Raw genomic sequence first — 17,364 nt, forward strand, 5'->3', positions numbered from 1 at the left:
TATATTTTAATTTTGTTAAAGTAAGAGAGTAATCCTTAGAGAATTATTCTCTTACTTTTTTATAGGATACAGCTAAAGTAAGTACTCCAAAATAAGAAAAGAGTATGCTAGTATAAGATAAAAAGAAAAGAAGTGATGGGGATGAAACAAAAACTTTTAGGGTTAAAATTACAGATGGCTAGGCTTTGTATCTTTAAAAGTATACAAGAGCTAGAACTTATAAGGGATTTAGAAAAACTAGTAGAAGATGTATTAGATGAAAATAAGCCTATAGGAGAAAATATAAAACTGTATAATGGTTTTGCCTATAACTTTTATAAAGAAATACAGGGAAAATCTTTAAAAGCATATATTTTAGATGAGATTTTATATGGACAGAATTTAATCAATTTACATATAGAGAGGCAAAAGGAACTTAGCATTTCCATGGTGGAGGCATTAAGAGGAGAATTAGCTGCCTTGCAGGCTATAGGAGAGGTTAAAGCTGTGGATTTAAAGGCATGTATGTGTCATAAAGCAAAGTGTGAGCTGGAAAAAGAGATTATTCATAGTCTCTTGGAATGGGAAAATGAATCAGAAGAGGAGCAGATGGTATTAGGTTATGTAGGATGGGGTGAGAAGGCTGACCAGCTTCTGGATTTCTATAGGAATAAAGGTTGTGGCATTTTTGCTAAATATAAAGCTTTTATATGGGCTGATTGCAAAGGACGTAAGGAGATTAAAGGGATAGGTGTACCAGATTCTATTATCATGGATGACCTTATTGGCTATCATCTACAGAAGCAAGATTTACTCCATAATACAGAGGCATTCTTAAAAGGCTATCCAGCTAATAACTTACTCCTTTATGGAGCCAGAGGAACAGGCAAATCTTCTATGATTAAAGCAGTGTTAAATTACTTTGCACCCCATACTAGGTTAAGACTTGTTGAGATGAGAAAAGATCAGCTTATGCAGCTTAAAGAATTGATTAATGAAATTAAAGATAAACCTTATTACTTTATTATTTTTATAGATGATTTAGCCTTTGAGGATAAGGAAGAAACTTATACGGCACTTAAAACTATATTAGAAGGTGGGGTAGAGGCTAAGCCGAGCCATGTTATTATTTACGCTACATCTAATCGTAGACATCTTATAGAAGAAAAGATAAGTGACAATGAACTTCATGGCAAAGATACAGTTGAAGAAAAAATGTCTCTTTCAGATCGTTTTGGCATGCGTATAGGCTTTAACTCACCTAATCAACTAGAGTATTTAGCTATTGTAAATGGATTGGTTAAGCAACGAGGACTAGGTATAGAAGAAGAAATTTTAAAAAAGGAAGCACTGAAGTGGGAAATGTGGCATAATGGTAAATCAGGCAGAACAGCTAAACAGTTCGTAGATTATCTAGAAAGCCAGGAAATGTAGAATAGTTTTAGGCGGAAGGAGATGGAGTATGCGTAAAATTATACATATAGATATGGATGCTTTCTATGCCCAAGTAGAAGCAAGAGAGAACCCATCTCTTAGGGGCAAGCCTGTTATTGTAGGAGGTAATCCAGATGCAAGGGGAGTTGTAGCAACTTGTTCTTATGAAGCAAGGAAGTTTGGCATTCACTCAGCTATGCCGGCTAGGACAGCTAGGCAGCTATGCCCAAGGGCTATTTTTATAAAGCCGAGATTTGATGTTTATAAGACTGTTTCAACTCAAATTGGGGAGATTTTCAGAAGGTATACGGATCAGGTAGAATTTCTATCTTTAGATGAGGCCTTTTTAGATGTAACAGAAAATAAAAAGGGTATACCTTCAGCTACCCAGATTGCTAAAGAAATCAAAAAAGCTATTTATGAGGAACTGAATTTAACGGGCTCAGCAGGTGTATCCTACAATAAGTTTCTTGCTAAAATTGCTTCAGACTATAAAAAACCCAATGGACTTACAGTCATTACACCAGAAAAAGCCCAAGACTTTTTAGATGCCCTCCCTATTAATAAATTTTTTCTAGTAGGCAAGGTAACAGAAGAAGAGCTAAGGCGAATAGGTGTGCATTATGGGAGAGATTTAAGAAAGCTAGAATTAGACTATTTGGTAAGTGTGTTTAAGAAAAGGGGATATATGCTCTATGATTTTGCCCGCGGTATAGATAATAGAGAAGTAGAAAATTCCCGTATTCGTAAGTCTATAGGTGCAGAAAATACCTTTAATGAAGATGTGAATCTCATAGGCGTAGAGGCTGAAAATTATTTAAAAGAGCTAGCACAAGAAGTGAGTATGAGAGTTAAGAAAAGGGCAGTCTGGGGTAAAAATGTTACCATAAAAGTTAAATTTAGTGACTTTACTCAGATCACACGTAGTATGATGACACCTTATCCTATTTCAGAGGTAGATGAGATTATGACATATGTGCATATGCTTGTGAGTAAAGTGGAAGAACCGGAGCAAAAAGTACGCCTCTTGGGGATTACTTTATCTCATCTTGTAAACAAGGAAGAGAGAAAAGGTGAAAATATTTCTCTGTTTGAGTATTTAGATACGCTTAAGTAGGGTTGACAGTCCGATAGAGTATATTATAATGAAATTATTAGATTAAAGGAGTTGATAAAGTGGAGAACTTTGCTTGCTAATTTTATTAAAATGCATGATAAGCTTTTATAGAGCTCAAGGAACATATCTAGGATATGTTTATTTGTCGTGCATCAGCAAGAGAGTTCATCTACTATCAGCTTACGGATAAAAGCAGGCATAGCATAACCTATCCTATCCTATGCCTAGGCTTTGCTATATTTTCATATGTAGCAAAATAAGCCCTGAGAAAGAGAACTTTCTTGGGGCTTATTTTTATATTGAAGGGAGAGAAATAGAATGTCTGTTATTAATATAACCAACCTAACCTTTAGTTATGATACACATTATGAAAATATATTTGAAAATACATCCTTTACAATTGATACCGATTGGAAGCTAGGCTTTATCGGACGTAATGGCAGAGGCAAAACAACGCTTTTAAATTTACTGCAAGGTAAATATGAGTATAAAGGAAATATTGTAAGTTCTGTGAGTTTTGACTACTTCCCTTTTGAAGTAGAGCAAGACCAACTGACTTTAGAAGTGATACGTAATGTAATTGCTCCCTTTAGTCAGTGGGAAGAGGAAATGGAACTTTGCCTTAAGAAAAATACAGGTGCAAGTTTAGAACAATATGGTATATTACTAGATGCCTATATGCAGCATGATGGTTATACAATAAAAGAATTGATTATTAAGGAAATCAGTAAACTAAAAGTAGATGAAGAGGTTCTTAATAGACCTTTCTATACTTTAAGTAATGGGGAAAGGACCAAACTGCTTTTAGTGGCACTCTTTCTAAAGAAAAATAACTTTTTACTTATTGATGAACCTACAAACCATTTAGATATTGAAGGAAGACAAATTGTAGCGGAGTATTTAAAGAGCAAAAAAGGTTTTATATTAGTTTCTCATGATAGGCTCTTTTTAGACCAGATTATTGACCATGTTTTATGTATCAATCGTCATAACATTGAAGTGCAGCAGGGGAATTACTCAAGTTGGAAACTAAATAAAGATCGAAATGATCAGTATGAGTTAGGTGAGAATGAAAAGCTTAAAAAAGAAATTGGTAGACTAAATGCGGCTAGTATGCGTAATGAAAATTGGAGTGACCAAATAGAAAAGTCTAAAATAGGTGCAGCAGATAAAGGATTTGTTGGACATAAGTCAGCTAAGATGATGAAGCGCGCAAAGGTTATTGAAAAAAGACAGGATAAAATGATAGAAGAGAAAAAGCAATTGCTTAAAAATATAGAACAAGTCCATACTCTAAAAGTGCATTGTATGGATTATGTAAAGCCTGTTTTGGCAGAAGTACAAGATGTAGTTATTCAGTATGATGGAAAGGCAGTAAGTAAGCCAATTAGCTTCAATATTAAACAGGGAGATAGAATTGCTTTAAAGGGATCTAATGGCTGTGGTAAGTCTAGCCTTATTAAGCTATTAGTAGGGGAAGAGCTTATATATAGTGGGAAACTTTTAAAAGGTTCTAAGCTTAAAATTTCTTATGTACCCCAAGATACTAGTTTTTTAAAAGGGAGTATGAGGGACTTTGTAAGAGAGAGCGGTATTGATGAAAGTTTGTTTAAGGCTATTTTAAGAAAACTAGATTTTACAAGACAAGCATTTGATAAAGACTTATCTGAGTTAAGCGGCGGACAAAAGAAAAAAGTACTCATTGCCAGAAGTTTGTGTGAACAGGCGCATCTATATGTATGGGATGAACCGCTTAACTTTATTGATATTTTATCACGTACTCAGATAGAAGAGCTCATTATGCAGTATAAACCAACCATGGTCTTTGTAGAGCATGATAGACTTTTTGTAGAGACAATAGCCACAAATTGCATTTGCATAGAAAAAACAGCTAGTGTACAATAAGGTTTAGTCATCAGATGAAGAGGTGGAAGAATTGGAAATTTACAATGATTTTGCAATGATATACGATATATTTATGGAAGATACACCTTACGCGCAGTGGGTATCTTTTATAGAAGACATCATAAAAGCACAAGGTATTACCCCTAAACTTATATGTGACTTAGGGTGTGGTACAGGAAAAATGTGTGAGATGTTTGCAGATAAAGGCTTTGATGTTATTGGCATTGATGCTTCAGAGGAAATGCTCATGATTGCACGTGAGAATGAAATGGAAGCTCAGCGTGGGATTTTATATCTTATGCAGGATATGAGTGAATTTGAACTTTATGGGACTGTAGATGTGATTTACAGTAGCTGTGATAGTATCAATTATTTAATGGAAGAAGAAAAAGTACTTTCTATGTTTAAATGGGTAAATAATTATCTTGAAAAAGGTGGATTATTTATCTTTGATGTGAACACACCTCATAAATACAAAACGCTTTTAGGAGAGAAAGTTTTTGCAGATCAGACAGAAGATGCTGCTTATATTTGGGAAAACTTCTATGATGAGAAGCAGCAGGTGAATGAGTTCTATGTAAGCTTCTTCGTAGCAGATGAAGATGGTAGATATGATAGATTTGAAGAAGTACACTATCAAAAAGCTTATGATGTAGAACGTATTAAAGCACTACTTGATACAGCAGGTATGGAACTTGTTGCAGTTTATGATGATTATACAACTAAACCTTGCGATACAAGTACTTTTAGAGCAACTTTTGTTGCGAGAGAAAAGCAAGTAGAAGGAAAAGTTTATATAGATTAAGGAGACAGAATATGGAAAACTATATTGTAAGAGGAACTGACAAAAATAAAAGTTTTAGATTTTTTGGTGCCAATACAACGGGTGTTGTTGGTGAAGCAGTAAAAAATCACGGTACATCTCCAGTTGTATCAGCAGCACTTGGACGTACAATGACAGGTACACTTATGATGGGTAACATGCTTAAAAATGATAATGACCGTGTGTGCGTTATGATTAAAGGGGATGGACTTATCCAAGGTATTACAGTAGAAGCTGATGCCAAAGGAAACGTTAAAGGCTATCCACATGTGCCAGTAGTAGATATTCCTAAAAAAGAAAATGGGAAACTTGATGTAAGTGGTGCAATTGGTAATGCCCTTATGATTGTCAAAAAAGACATTGGTCTTAAAGAGCCTTATACAGGACAAATAGCTATGCTTTCTGGAGAGATTGCAGAAGATTTTAGCTACTACTTTGCAACTTCAGAACAAACAAATACAGTAGTAGCTTTAGGCGTACTTGTTGACCGTGACTATAGTATTAAACAATCTGGTGGATTTATTATTCAAGTACTTCCAGATGCAACAGATGAAGATATTACAAAACTTGAAGAAAAACTTAAAACTTTCACTTCTTTAACAACTTATATGGAAGAGGGTAAATCAATTGAAGACGTTATCATGATGCTTTTAGGTGATGATGCTGAGATGATGGACCGTACAGAAGTAAGATTCCATTGTGATTGTTCAAGAGAAAATATGGAACGTGCACTTATCAGTTTAGGTAGAAAAGAACTTCAAGAAATCGTAAATGATGATCAAGAAGACTTAGAGCTTGTATGCCATTTCTGCAATCATAAATATGAGTTTGACAAACAGAGCATTGTAGAACTTTTAGAAGAAGTAGCAGATGAGCCAGAAGTCGTATTAGATGAAGGTCAAGAAATTGTTTTCGATTTAGGTGGAGACTCAGAAATCGTATTTGAATTAGGCGGACCAGAAGAAACACAAGAGTAAAAATAGAGGACTGTTACAAAATGTATTAGACATTTATTTGTAGCAGTCCTTTTTATACATACAACTATTAAGATTAAATGGAGGGAAGAAGATGGAATTTAAAATTATGACCAGGGAAGACTTAGATAAGATAGTAGAGCTGTATGTAGGGGCTTTTAACGGCGAACCTTGGTATGATAAGTGGACAGTGGAGACTGCTAAAAAACGCTTAGGGCAGATGATAGGCTGCGAGGATAGTTTAGGTCTTATTGCCTATGACAATAATAAAGTAGTAGGAATGGCATTAGGTAATAAGGAATATTACTATGATGCTGTACATTTTCATTTTAAAGAACTTTGTGTAGATACGGCAATTAAAGGTAAGGGGATAGGCTCTAAGTTAGTAGATGAAATGGTAAGAAGAGTGAAGGTTGATGGCGTAACTGAGATTATTCTATGGACTTTAAGATGTAGTGAGATGTTAGGTTTTTATGAGAAGCAAAACTTTAAAGTTTCTGATGAACTGATAATTATGAGACGTTCACTCTAAAAAGAATAAGGAAATTTATGATAAAGACAAAGTTATAAGGGAAAGTTAACAAATGTCCAGTCATATATTGAATTAGAGGGGTTGAGGAGGAGTAGAATGATTCAATATAGAATATGGACTGAAAATTATGCAGAACTTTTCCAAATAAAGTTAGACAGATTATTAGAAAGCCCTGACAGCATCTGTGGAAGCTGGCAATGTGACAGTCTAGATACTATAAAATGCTTCAGATGCGCAGCAAATAAAAAAGAAAAAGATGAAGTCCTTAAAAATATTGCAAACTTAGTTGGAGATGTGATTCAAGAAGGTGTTCTGAAGAAGTTTGCTAGGAGCTATTTAAAAAGTTATAAAGGATTAAATAGAGAAGAAAAAAAGGAAGTCGAAAAGCTTTTTATCCATAACAACTATATTGCTAAGGAGGAAGGGGTATCTTATATTGCTTACTATGTCATTTATACGCCTCTTATAAAAGAACTTGAGCGCTATAAAGAAGTGAATATAGATGGATGGATGGCTTTTAGAACACAAAAGTATAAAGTCATTCTAGAAGATGTCATTGAGCAGACTATTTATGACTATGAAATGCAAAAAGATTATATTCAGTTTATTAATTTCCTGTTAGATACTAAGTCCATGCAAGAAGCAAAAGAGGAAGTCATGCATCTTATTCCTAAAGAAGAAGGAGATATCCTCCTATTAGATGAATACATGCAAGATAGAACCAAGGCTTATATGCAGCAGTACTGCAATGAACTTGAAGATGAGAAAATGCAGATAGAAGATAAAGTGCTGCATATTTTAATTTGTGTATCACCTAAAAAAGTTATCATTCATAAAGATATTAAAGATCTGAATCCTCATTTTTTAGACACCCTTAAGGCGCTCTTTAAAGAACAGCTTAGTTACTGTGATGGATGTGAAAACTGTCAGTCTCCTTTGTAAAAAAATACTACTTAATGAAAGGATATTGACAGACAAAGTAAATTTGACTAGAATGAAATCAGAATTAATAAATGAACGCGATGAAGAGACGAGTAGCTTACGAAATCTTTTTTCAGAGAGAGGATGCATTGGTGTGAGCATCTTTAAAAGATAATAAGTGAAGACCAGCTCTGAGTGATTGTAAACCAATCCGTTGACTACGTTATAGTCCTAACAAAGAGGTTTCGTTTTCGAAAACAATAAGGGTGGAACCGCGGGAATTGTACTCTCGTCCCTTTTCTAGAGCTTGTGGCTAGGAAAGGACGGGAGTTTTTTTATTGCCTAGGGCTTTAGTATAGTACACAAACTATATAAAGGAGAAAGAATAGGTATGATTAACATTACTTTAAAAGATGGCAGTCAGAAACAATACGAAGCAGGCATTTCTGTTTTAGAGGTTGCTAAAGATCTTAGTGAAGGGTTAGCGCGTAATGCATGTTGTGGTCTTATAAATGGGGAAAGGGTAGATCTTAGAACAACTCTTAATGAAGATTGTAATTTAGAGATTTTAACTTTTAATGACCAAGATGGTAAATGGGCATTCCGTCATACAGCAGCGCATATGTTAGCTCAAGCTGTAAAAAGACTTTATCCAGATGTAAAACTTGCTATTGGACCAGCTATTGAAGATGGTTTCTACTATGACTTTGACCGTGATAAAGCATTCACAGAAGAAGAATTTGCGGCTATTGAAGCAGAGATGAAAAAAATCGCAAAAGAGAAACTTCCTATTGAAAGATTTGAGCTTCCACGTGAAGAAGCGATTAAACTTATGGAAGAGGCTGGTGAGCCATACAAAGTAGAACTTATTAATGATTTACCAGAAGGTGAAGTGATTTCTTTCTATAGACAAGGTGAATTTGTAGATCTATGTGCAGGGCCTCATCTTATGAGTACAAAACCAGTAGAAGCAGTGAAACTTTTATCAGCAGCGGGTGCATACTGGAAAGGTAGCGAGAAAAATAAAATGCTTTCTCGTATTTATGCAACAGCTTTCACAAAGAAATCAGAACTTAATGAGCACTTAGAAAAACTTGAAGAGGCTAAAAAACGTGACCACCGTAAACTTGGTCGTGAACTTGAACTTTTCACTATTTTAGATGAAGGTCCAGGTTTCCCATTCTTCTTACCAAAAGGAATGGAACTTAGAAATACACTTATTAACTACTGGAGAGAAATTCATAAAAAAGCAGGTTATAAAGAAATTTCTACACCAATTATCTTAAATAAAGATCTATGGCTTACAAGTGGTCACTGGGATCACTACCGTGAAAATATGTACACAACAGTTATTGATGAAATGGACTATGCGATTAAACCAATGAACTGTCCAGGTGGTATGCTTGTTTATAAAACAAAAATGCGTTCTTACCGTGACCTTCCACTCCGTATGGGTGAGCTTGGTTTAGTACATCGTCATGAGCTTTCAGGTGCACTTCATGGTCTTATGAGAGTACGTAACTTTACACAAGATGATGCGCATATCTTCATGCTACCAGAGCAAATTAAAGATGAAATAAAAGGTGTTGTAAGACTAATTGATGAAGTGTATAAAGCATTTGGCTTTAAATATAAAGTAGAAGTCTCTACAAGACCTGAAGATAGCATGGGTTCAGATGAAGCATGGGAAACAGCAACAGAAGCATTAATTGAAGCTTTAACAGATATGGGATATGACTACAAAATTAACGAAGGGGATGGGGCTTTCTATGGTCCTAAAATCGACTTCAAGCTTGAAGACTGCCTAGGCAGGACATGGCAATGTGGTACAATTCAGTTAGACTTCCAACTTCCAGAACGTTTTGAACTTGAGTATATTGGTGCAGATGGAGAGAAACATCGTCCTGTTATGATTCACCGTGTTGTACTGGGTAGTATTGAACGTTTCATTGGTGTTATTACAGAACATTTTGCAGGAGCATTCCCAACATGGCTTGCACCAGTACAAGTCAAAGTACTTCCTATTTCAGAGAAATATCATGCTTATGCAGCTAAAGTACAAGATGCTTTAGAAGAAGCTGGTCTTAGAGTAGAAAGAGATGAGCGTGCAGAAAAGATTGGTTACAAAATCCGTGAAGCACGTATGGAAAGAGTACCGTACATTTTAGTAGTAGGGGCTCAGGAAGAAGAAGAGGGTAAAGTTGCTGTAAGAAGTAGAGAAAATGGTGAAGAAGGCCAAATGGATTTACAAGCCTTTATTCAGAGAATAACTGAAGAAGTTCAGACAAAATACAATTATTTAGTAGGCAAACAAGCTTAATATACATTACAGAGGTGAAATATGATTAATATTACTTTAAAAGATGGTACTAAGAAGCAGTACGAAGCAGGCATTACTATTTTAGATATTGCTAAAGATCTTAGTGAAGGTTTAGCGAGAGCAGCATGTGCTGGTAAACTTAATGGAGAAATGGTAGACCTTAGAACACCTATTACAGAAGATGCAAATCTTGAGATTCTTACATTTAATGATAAAGAAGGTAAATGGGCATTCCGCCATACAGCAGCGCATATTCTTGCACAAGCTGTTAAAAATCTTTACCCAGATGTAAAACTTGCTATTGGGCCAGCTATTGAAGATGGTTTCTACTATGACTTCGACCGTGATAAAGCATTCACAGAAGAAGAATTTGCGGCTATTGAAGCGGAAATGAAAAAAATCGTAAAAGCAAAACTTCCTATTGAAAGATTTGAGCTTCCACGTGAAGAAGCGATTAAACTTATGGAAGAGGCTGGCGAACCATACAAAGTAGAACTTATTCGTGACTTACCAGAAGGTGAAGTGATTTCTTTCTATAAACAAGGTGAATTTGTAGACTTATGTGCAGGTCCTCACCTTATGAGCACAAAACCAGTTGATGCTTTCAAAATTCTTTATGCAGCAGGTGCATACTGGAAAGGGAATGAGAAAAACAAAATGCTTGCACGTATTTATGCAACAGCATTCCCTAAAAAAGCAGAGCTTAAAGAGCACTTAGAAAAGCTTGAAGAAGCTAAAAAACGTGACCACAATAAATTAGGTCGCGAACTTAAACTCTTCACAACTGATGAATCAGTAGGTCAAGGGCTTCCACTTATGATGCCAAAAGGGGCGCGTGTTATCCAAACACTTCAAAGATGGGTAGAAGATGAAGAAGAAAGACGTGGTTATGTCCTTACAAAAACACCTAGTATGGCTAAAAACGATCTTTACAAAATTTCAGGTCACTGGGATCATTATAAAGATGGTATGTTTGTAATGGGTGAAGAAGAAACAGATAATGAAATCATTGCCCTTAGACCAATGACATGTCCATTCCAATTCTGTATTTACAATGCAGAACAACACAGCTACCGTGATCTTCCAATTCGCTATGCTGAAACGGCTACACTTGCAAGAAATGAATCATCAGGAGAAATGCATGGCCTTATCCGTGTAAGACAATTCACACTTGCTGATGGTCATATCGTATGTACACCAGAACAACTTGAAGATGAGTTCAAAGGTTGTCTTGACCTTATTAAATACATTATGGGTACACTTGGTATCGATAAAGATATTACTTACAGATTCTCTAAATGGGATCCATCAAATACTGAAAAGTATATTGATAACCCTGTAGCTTGGGAAGAAACTCAAGTAATCATGAAAAACATTTTAGATCACCTTGAAATTGACTACACAGAAGCAGAAGGTGAAGCTGCATTCTATGGTCCAAAACTTGATATTCAGTTTAAAAACGTTCATGGTAAAGAAGATACAATTATCACTATCCAAATCGACTTTGCACTTGCAGAACGTTTTGGTATGACTTATGTTGATTCAAATGGTGAGAAAAAACGTCCATATATCATTCACCGTTCATCAATCGGATGCTACGAAAGAACACTTGCAATGCTTATTGAAAAATATGCAGGTGCATTCCCTGCATGGCTTGCTCCAACTGCTGTAAAAGTACTTCCAATTTCTGATAAATATGCAGATTATGCAGCAGAAGTTGTAAAAGCCCTTAAAGATAGTGGCGTAAAAGTAGAGGCTGATTACAGAACAGAAAAGATTGGTTATAAAATCCGTGAAGCACGTATGGAAAGAATACCTTATATCTTAGTAGTAGGTATGGATGAAGAAGCAAACAGAACGGTATCTGTAAGAAGCAGACAAAATGGTGATGAAGGTGCGCAGGCATTAGATGCATTTGTAACACGCATTTCAAATGAAATTAAAACTAGATATAATTACCACTTAGAAATGAAGGCAGAAACAGAGACTAACTAGTTGACAAAGCTATTTGCTTGTGCTATCATTTCATATGTTGAATACAGGCGCAAGTAGAAGCTTTCTCTTCTCACCTTACAACGCTAAAGTTCGTAAGGTCATACTAATTGAATTTTTTAAATCGTCAGATTTAGTATGTATATAAGAGAAGTGGATAGACTAGGTGTCTATCCACTTTCATTTTGCGGAGCGTTCACACCTACGCAAAAAGGTGTTTTATCAATACAGGCAAACAAATTTAGGAGGTGCCCATTATTAGCGAATTAATGATTAACGAGCAAATTCGTGACAAAGAAGTCAGACTTGTTGGTGTAGATGGAGAGCAAATTGGTATTGTATCAATTAAAGAAGCTCAACAAATGGCTAGCGAGAAAAATCTTGATCTTGTAAAAATTGCTCCACAAGCAAAACCACCAGTATGTAAGATTATGGATTACGGTAAGTATAAGTTTGATGCAGCTAAGAAAGAAAAAGAAGCACGCAAAAAACAAAAAACTATTAGTGTTAAAGAGGTTAGATTATCAGCAAGTATCGATAAACATGACTTTGAGACTAAAATCCGTAATGCACAAAAATTCCTTAAAGCAGGGGACAAAGTGAAAATTTCAGTTATGTTCCGTGGTCGTGAAATGATGCATACACAAAAAGGTATTGAAATTTTAGATCAAGCAATGGGACTTCTAGAAGAGGTTGGCGTAGCTGAAAACAAGCCTAAATTAGAAGGCAGAAACATGGCTATCGTGGTAGCACCAAAATAGTTACCTTAAGATAAAATATATATTTATTAAAAAGGAGGATCCTTACCATGGCTAAATTAAAAACAAATAGAGCAGCAGCAAAACGTTTTAAAGTTACAGGATCAGGCAAACTTAAAAGATCAAAAGCATACACAAGTCACATCTTAACAAAAAAATCTCCAAAGAGAAAACGTAACTTAAGACATGCAGGACTTGTTGACTCAACAAACGAAAAACAAATGAAACGTTTATTACCATATCTATAAGAAAAAGCAGTAGGAGGTTAGGAACATGGCGAGAGTAAAAGGTGGCATGGCTACTAAAAAAAGACGTAATAGAGTATTAAAATTAGCTAAAGGCTATAGAGGCGCAAAATCTAAACAATTCAGAACAGCTAAACAAGCTGTAATGAAATCTTTAAACTATGCATACGCTGGTAGAAAACAAAGAAAACGTGAATTCAGAACATTATGGATTGCTCGTATCAATGCAGCAGCTCGTATGAATGGTTTAACATACAGCCGTTTCATGAACGGACTTAAAAATGCTAATATCACAATCAACAGAAAAATGTTATCTGATATGGCAATCAACGATGCAGCAGCTTTCACACAATTAGTTGAAACAGCTAAAGCTAACTTAAAATAATTAAGTAATTGATAGAGGAGACCTAGGTATTTTACCTAGGTCTTTTTTTATTCTTAGAAACTCCTACTTTTTAGAATACCCTATTCTATAATTCTTAGAGAATAATACACAAGAGCGAACTTTAATTCATTTTGATATGTCTTATAAAAGAGACAACATAAAAGAACCTATAAAGATCAAAAAATATTATTAGTAACTTTATTGCAAGAAGGGTATGCAAACTAGCATTTCAGAGAGTAGGTAACACAAAAAGGTATAGCGTTTGATTATAAGATATATAAAGTTGCTAGAGGTATTAGGAATGAGAAAAGTATTGTTGAGAAAGCTAATAGATTAGTCTCTTTAATATGAGTATAATAGAAGAAAGAAAATGTATAGGAGGAAAAGATGATGCGATGTAGTTTAGTTGGTAGTTGCTCATGCAGGATCTATTTATAGATAAGGCGATTGCCTGTTTGAGCTGTATATTTTAAGGGTCGCCTGCTCTATTTCATAGATAGCCTGCAACCTTGGATAAAATAAAAATTCTAAGGAGCGATAGGCCATGAAATATAGAAAAGCAGAGAGCGTGTTACCACAAGAATTATTAGAACAAATTCAGCAGTATATACAAGGTGAATATGTTTATATTCCTAATAAAAAGGGTATGAAAAAAGCATGGGGAGAGAAAACAGGGACAAGACATTATATTGCAGAGCGAAATGTAGGGATTAAAAAGCAATATTATAAAGGCAAGAAATGCGAAGAACTCGCTATGGAATACCACTTAAGCTTAGCTAGTATTAGGAAAATTGTTTATGGTAATAAATAATAAATAAGATAGAAAAGTTTTTTAGATTGAAAAACAGCCAGTAACTTCACTATGATAAACATAGAGAGCTTACTGGCTGTTTTGATGTAGGAAGGGGGAGCATGGAATGATACAAATTACAGATACTTTAAGATTAAGGCCATATGACGGTAAGTGCAAATTTGCTCTTGAATGGTATCAGGATAGAGAACTTTTAGATTTAGTAGATGGTAAGGAAAGTAGACCTTATGATATGGAAAGGCTTATAAAGATGTATGAGTACTTAAGTAATAGGGGAGAACTTTATTTTATAGAGGTTAAACAGGGCAATGATTTTGTACCTATAGGAGACGTAACTTTATCTATGGAAGATTTACCTATCGTAATAGGTGAGAAGGGCTATAGAGGAGAAGGGATAGGAAGCAAAGTAATAGAAGCACTTAAACTGAGGGCAAGTGCATTAGGATATAAACAGTTAGGCGTAAGAGAAATTTATGATTATAATATAGCCTCACAAAAATTATTTAAAAAACAAGGATTTGATAAAGTCAAGAAAACCGATAAGGGTTATAGTTACAGATGTATACTATAAGGAAAGGGTAAAAAATGAGAATAGTGTATTTAGATGAAACATATTTAGATAAGAGTGTGGCCTTAATGGCTAAGTATAATAAAGAGAAAAGGTATAAAATAGGTTATTGTAGTTTAAAGCCGGACAGTATAAGAAGAGATCTCAAGGAGTCTTTTGAAGATGAAGAGAACAAAACTATTGGAGTGATAGAACAAGGAGAGCTTATAGGTATAGTAGATTTACAAGTAGATTTAGAAAAACAGGTTATTGAAATGATAGGCCCCTTTATAGATAGAGAAGAAGAGAATGAATGGTTATCTATAGCAAATGAAATGTGTCAGTTTATTTTTGAGGCGCTTGGTTTTACATATAAGTATTTATTTTTCATTCACCAAGAAAATCAAATTAATAAAAAATTATTAAAGAATCTTGGGGCAACAAGTAGAGGGCATGAATATGTATTAGAATTAAAAAAAGAAAATGTGAAAGTACAGCTTTTATCTAAACGAATAGTAGAGGCTAGTCAGAATGTATATGAAGGGGTCCGAACATTTCATGATACAATCTGGCCAGGCGTGTACTATTCAGGAAAACAAATCATAGAAAAGCTAACTCACAGCCATCAACTTTTTATTGCTAAGAATAATCAAGAGTTAGAAGGATATATATTTGTGCAAAAGCAGTTAGAAGCAGAAAGCGGTTATATTCATTTCCTTGCTGTAAAAGAGAGGTATAGAAAGCAAGGTATAGGGAAAGCTTTGCTCACTAAAGCTATAGAATACTTGTTTAAAGAATCTCAAATCAAAAAAATTAGTTTGTGTGTAGAAGTTCTTAATGAAACGGCTATGCAGTTATATTTCGATGTAGGCTTTGAAGTGGAGAATGCATACACAGCCTACCAGATTCAGCATAAGGAGTAGAATGAATGGATAAAATGGTACAGAAAATGCATGCTCTATTAAACCAGACCTATGAGCTATCAAGAAATGTATTAGAAGAGTTAACACATCAAGGAATGCAAGCAACACTAAAAAATTATTCAGGACATTACATTAAGATTAATGGGCAATATGAATATCAAGCTTATCCTATTCCGGTTATCATAGTAGAAGAGGTAGGGGATATAGGGATTAATCTTAATCAGATACACTTTGAATTCTTTGTAAAGAAAGAAGAGTTAGATGGATTTAAAGTAGCGGAGCTTTTAGAGGAAGGAGACTTAGAATTTTATGGAGGAAAGGACTGTCTCCTAGATTTTTATAGTAAAGGGGATACGCCTAAACAAGTTATGGATAAAATAGGAGATTCAGATGAAGCTTATATAGGAATAGCTTGTTATAGAAATAAAGAGGAAAGCATAGAGGAGATTATCGCAGCATTCATAAGGATGAGAGATTTATTAAAGAAATAAAATAACGGAAGACTGGAGAGACTCCAGTCTTCCGTTATTTGGCGATGTATATAAAAAATATATTGGCTAGAATACATAAAATACAGCAGACAAAAGAAGTAACAAGATAAAAATTTATTTTAAAGAATAGATGCATGAGCAGAAAAATAATACTTGAAAACAATAAGAAAACACAAATAAAGTTACTTACACTTAAGAAAAAACTTATGATAACATAGCTTAAAAAGCAGATGCTGGCAATAGCACAGGTGCGATAGATTTGTTCATAGTTAATGGTATTGCTTTTCTTCTTGGTTTTCATAGTTGTCCTCCTTTTTTTCCTTTAATACAATGGTATGATAGAGTTGTCTCAAAAATGCCTATAGAAAGTATGGAAAACAGTGAATGTTAAAAGGTATATGCATAAAGTAAGACAAAAGGGGAAATCTAACTTAGAATGGCTATTACAATCCCTATTAGAAAATGAGAATATAATCAACATCTATGACAATGGGGAGGGTCTGTGTAAGTAGATAAACTACTAAGAGATATAAAGAATGACAAGAAAGAGGAAGCATAAATTAAAGAGAATTAGGGGGAATAGTATAGAAAATTATTACTTTAATAAGTGCGGTTGACAAAAGTAAAGAACTCCTGTAATATATCTACTTGTGAGGCGGACATACAGCATCTGACACAAACAGATAAAAAAGACTAAAAAAAGTCTTGACAAAATAATTCGCTTCAGATAAAATAGTAAAAGTCGCTACAACACAGCGACATACTAAATAAGAAAAATGAACTTTGAAAATAAAATAGTAACCATTAAACCAGTCGATTCATAAAGTCACATTAAGTGACAAGTCAGTACTACTTAACAGTACAAAAATGTCAAGAGACAAACTTTTTTATTGAGAGTTTGATCCTGGCTCAGGATGAACGCTGGCGGCGTGCTTAACACATGCAAGTCGAACGGACGGATTGGAGCTTGCTCCATGAAGTTAGTGGCGGACGGGTGAGTAACGCGTGGGTAACCTGCCCTATGCAGGGGGATAACGTTTGGAAACGAACGCTAATACCGCATAATCTAGTTGGTTCGCATGAACCGACTAGCAAAGATTTTATCGGCATAGGATGGACCCGCGTTGGATTAGCTAGTTGGTGAGATAACAGCCCACCAAGGCAACGATCCATAGCCGGCCTGAGAGGGTGAACGGCCACACTGGGA

The 17,364-nt window shown here is 34.9% G+C and carries 16 protein-coding genes, 1 rRNA gene and 1 other annotated feature; all 17 genes read left to right on the top strand.

The features are described 5' to 3' along the window. Positions 1-141: 141 nt before the first annotated feature. Entirely contained in the window at positions 142-1,413 is a 1,272-nt protein-coding gene (locus H8718_RS03870; RefSeq protein ID WP_249331655.1) for an ATP-binding protein, read from the top strand. 28 nt (positions 1,414-1,441) lie between these two features. Continuing rightward, positions 1,442-2,530, top strand: a complete 1,089-nt coding sequence (gene dinB / locus H8718_RS03875) for a DNA polymerase IV (protein WP_249331657.1) — start codon at positions 1,442-1,444, stop codon at positions 2,528-2,530. Positions 2,531-2,848: 318 nt separating this feature from the next. Then, entirely contained in the window at positions 2,849-4,435 is a 1,587-nt protein-coding gene (abc-f, locus tag H8718_RS03880; RefSeq protein WP_249331660.1) for a ribosomal protection-like ABC-F family protein, read from the top strand. A gap of 31 nt (positions 4,436-4,466) precedes the next feature. Next, a complete protein-coding gene (locus tag H8718_RS03885; RefSeq protein ID WP_249331662.1) occupies positions 4,467-5,240 on the top strand; it encodes a class I SAM-dependent DNA methyltransferase in 774 nt (257 codons plus the stop codon). A gap of 11 nt (positions 5,241-5,251) precedes the next feature. Further along, complete coding sequence (hslO, locus tag H8718_RS03890) at positions 5,252-6,235, top strand: Hsp33 family molecular chaperone HslO (RefSeq protein ID WP_249331664.1); 984 nt, start codon at positions 5,252-5,254, stop codon at positions 6,233-6,235. 91 nt (positions 6,236-6,326) lie between these two features. Then, positions 6,327-6,764: a GNAT family N-acetyltransferase gene (locus tag H8718_RS03895; protein WP_249331666.1), complete on the top strand. Its 438-nt coding sequence runs from the start codon at positions 6,327-6,329 to the stop codon at positions 6,762-6,764. A 96-nt stretch (positions 6,765-6,860) separates the two neighbouring features. Further along, positions 6,861-7,706, top strand: a complete 846-nt coding sequence (locus tag H8718_RS03900; RefSeq protein ID WP_249331669.1) for a putative sporulation protein YtxC — start codon at positions 6,861-6,863, stop codon at positions 7,704-7,706. 71 nt (positions 7,707-7,777) lie between these two features. Then, positions 7,778-7,985 (top strand) — a binding site (T-box leader). 94 nt (positions 7,986-8,079) lie between these two features. Then, positions 8,080-10,005: a threonine--tRNA ligase gene (thrS, locus tag H8718_RS03905; RefSeq protein ID WP_177670369.1), complete on the top strand. Its 1,926-nt coding sequence runs from the start codon at positions 8,080-8,082 to the stop codon at positions 10,003-10,005. A gap of 21 nt (positions 10,006-10,026) precedes the next feature. Beyond that, positions 10,027-12,000 carry a threonine--tRNA ligase gene (gene thrS / locus H8718_RS03910; RefSeq protein WP_249331671.1) on the top strand — a complete coding sequence of 658 codons (1,974 nt, stop codon included), beginning with the start codon at positions 10,027-10,029 and terminating at the stop codon, positions 11,998-12,000. 266 nt (positions 12,001-12,266) lie between these two features. Next, on the top strand, positions 12,267-12,758 hold the full coding sequence (infC, locus tag H8718_RS03915; RefSeq protein WP_177670112.1) for a translation initiation factor IF-3: 492 nt from the start codon (positions 12,267-12,269) through the stop codon (positions 12,756-12,758). 47 nt (positions 12,759-12,805) lie between these two features. Beyond that, positions 12,806-13,003, top strand: a complete 198-nt coding sequence (gene rpmI / locus H8718_RS03920; RefSeq protein WP_177670110.1) for a 50S ribosomal protein L35 — start codon at positions 12,806-12,808, stop codon at positions 13,001-13,003. Positions 13,004-13,028: 25 nt separating this feature from the next. Then, complete coding sequence (gene rplT, locus H8718_RS03925) at positions 13,029-13,385, top strand: 50S ribosomal protein L20 (protein WP_177670108.1); 357 nt, start codon at positions 13,029-13,031, stop codon at positions 13,383-13,385. 544 nt (positions 13,386-13,929) lie between these two features. Then, the gene (locus H8718_RS03930) at positions 13,930-14,196 is read left to right on the top strand and encodes a CD3324 family protein (protein WP_249331673.1); all 267 of its coding nucleotides are present in this window, start codon (positions 13,930-13,932) and stop codon (positions 14,194-14,196) included. Positions 14,197-14,302: 106 nt separating this feature from the next. Beyond that, positions 14,303-14,767, top strand: coding sequence for a GNAT family N-acetyltransferase (locus tag H8718_RS03935; RefSeq protein WP_249331676.1), 465 nt, complete (start codon positions 14,303-14,305; stop codon positions 14,765-14,767). Positions 14,768-14,781: 14 nt separating this feature from the next. Beyond that, a complete protein-coding gene (locus H8718_RS03940) occupies positions 14,782-15,666 on the top strand; it encodes a GNAT family N-acetyltransferase (protein ID WP_249331679.1) in 885 nt (294 codons plus the stop codon). Between the two features lie 5 nt (positions 15,667-15,671). Continuing rightward, positions 15,672-16,157 (top strand): DUF3201 domain-containing protein, encoded by a 486-nt coding sequence (locus H8718_RS03945; protein ID WP_249331680.1) that lies wholly within the window; start codon positions 15,672-15,674, stop codon positions 16,155-16,157. Positions 16,158-17,043: 886 nt separating this feature from the next. Further along, positions 17,044-17,364: ribosomal RNA gene (locus H8718_RS03950) — 16S ribosomal RNA — on the top strand; the annotation flags it as partial.

Origin of the sequence: Zhenhengia yiwuensis (genome assembly GCF_014384995.1) — a bacterium.
Lineage (GTDB): Bacteria > Bacillota > Clostridia > Lachnospirales > Cellulosilyticaceae > Zhenhengia > Zhenhengia yiwuensis.

Excerpts from the sequence above, each read along its gene's own strand:
- H8718_RS03870 (WP_249331655.1), top strand. The coding sequence starts at position 142 with ATGAAACAAAAACTTTTAGGGTTAAAATTACAGATGGCTAGGCTTTGT.
- dinB (WP_249331657.1), top strand. The coding sequence starts at position 1,442 with ATGCGTAAAATTATACATATAGATATGGATGCTTTCTATGCCCAAGTA.
- abc-f (WP_249331660.1), top strand. The coding sequence starts at position 2,849 with ATGTCTGTTATTAATATAACCAACCTAACCTTTAGTTATGATACACAT.
- hslO (WP_249331664.1), top strand. The coding sequence starts at position 5,252 with ATGGAAAACTATATTGTAAGAGGAACTGACAAAAATAAAAGTTTTAGA.
- H8718_RS03895 (WP_249331666.1), top strand. The coding sequence starts at position 6,327 with ATGGAATTTAAAATTATGACCAGGGAAGACTTAGATAAGATAGTAGAG.
- H8718_RS03900 (WP_249331669.1), top strand. The coding sequence starts at position 6,861 with ATGATTCAATATAGAATATGGACTGAAAATTATGCAGAACTTTTCCAA.
- thrS (WP_249331671.1), top strand. The coding sequence starts at position 10,027 with ATGATTAATATTACTTTAAAAGATGGTACTAAGAAGCAGTACGAAGCA.
- infC (WP_177670112.1), top strand. The coding sequence starts at position 12,267 with ATGATTAACGAGCAAATTCGTGACAAAGAAGTCAGACTTGTTGGTGTA.
- rpmI (WP_177670110.1), top strand. The coding sequence starts at position 12,806 with ATGGCTAAATTAAAAACAAATAGAGCAGCAGCAAAACGTTTTAAAGTT.
- rplT (WP_177670108.1), top strand. The coding sequence starts at position 13,029 with ATGGCGAGAGTAAAAGGTGGCATGGCTACTAAAAAAAGACGTAATAGA.
- H8718_RS03930 (WP_249331673.1), top strand. The coding sequence starts at position 13,930 with ATGAAATATAGAAAAGCAGAGAGCGTGTTACCACAAGAATTATTAGAA.
- H8718_RS03935 (WP_249331676.1), top strand. The coding sequence starts at position 14,303 with ATGATACAAATTACAGATACTTTAAGATTAAGGCCATATGACGGTAAG.
- H8718_RS03940 (WP_249331679.1), top strand. The coding sequence starts at position 14,782 with ATGAGAATAGTGTATTTAGATGAAACATATTTAGATAAGAGTGTGGCC.
- H8718_RS03945 (WP_249331680.1), top strand. The coding sequence starts at position 15,672 with ATGGATAAAATGGTACAGAAAATGCATGCTCTATTAAACCAGACCTAT.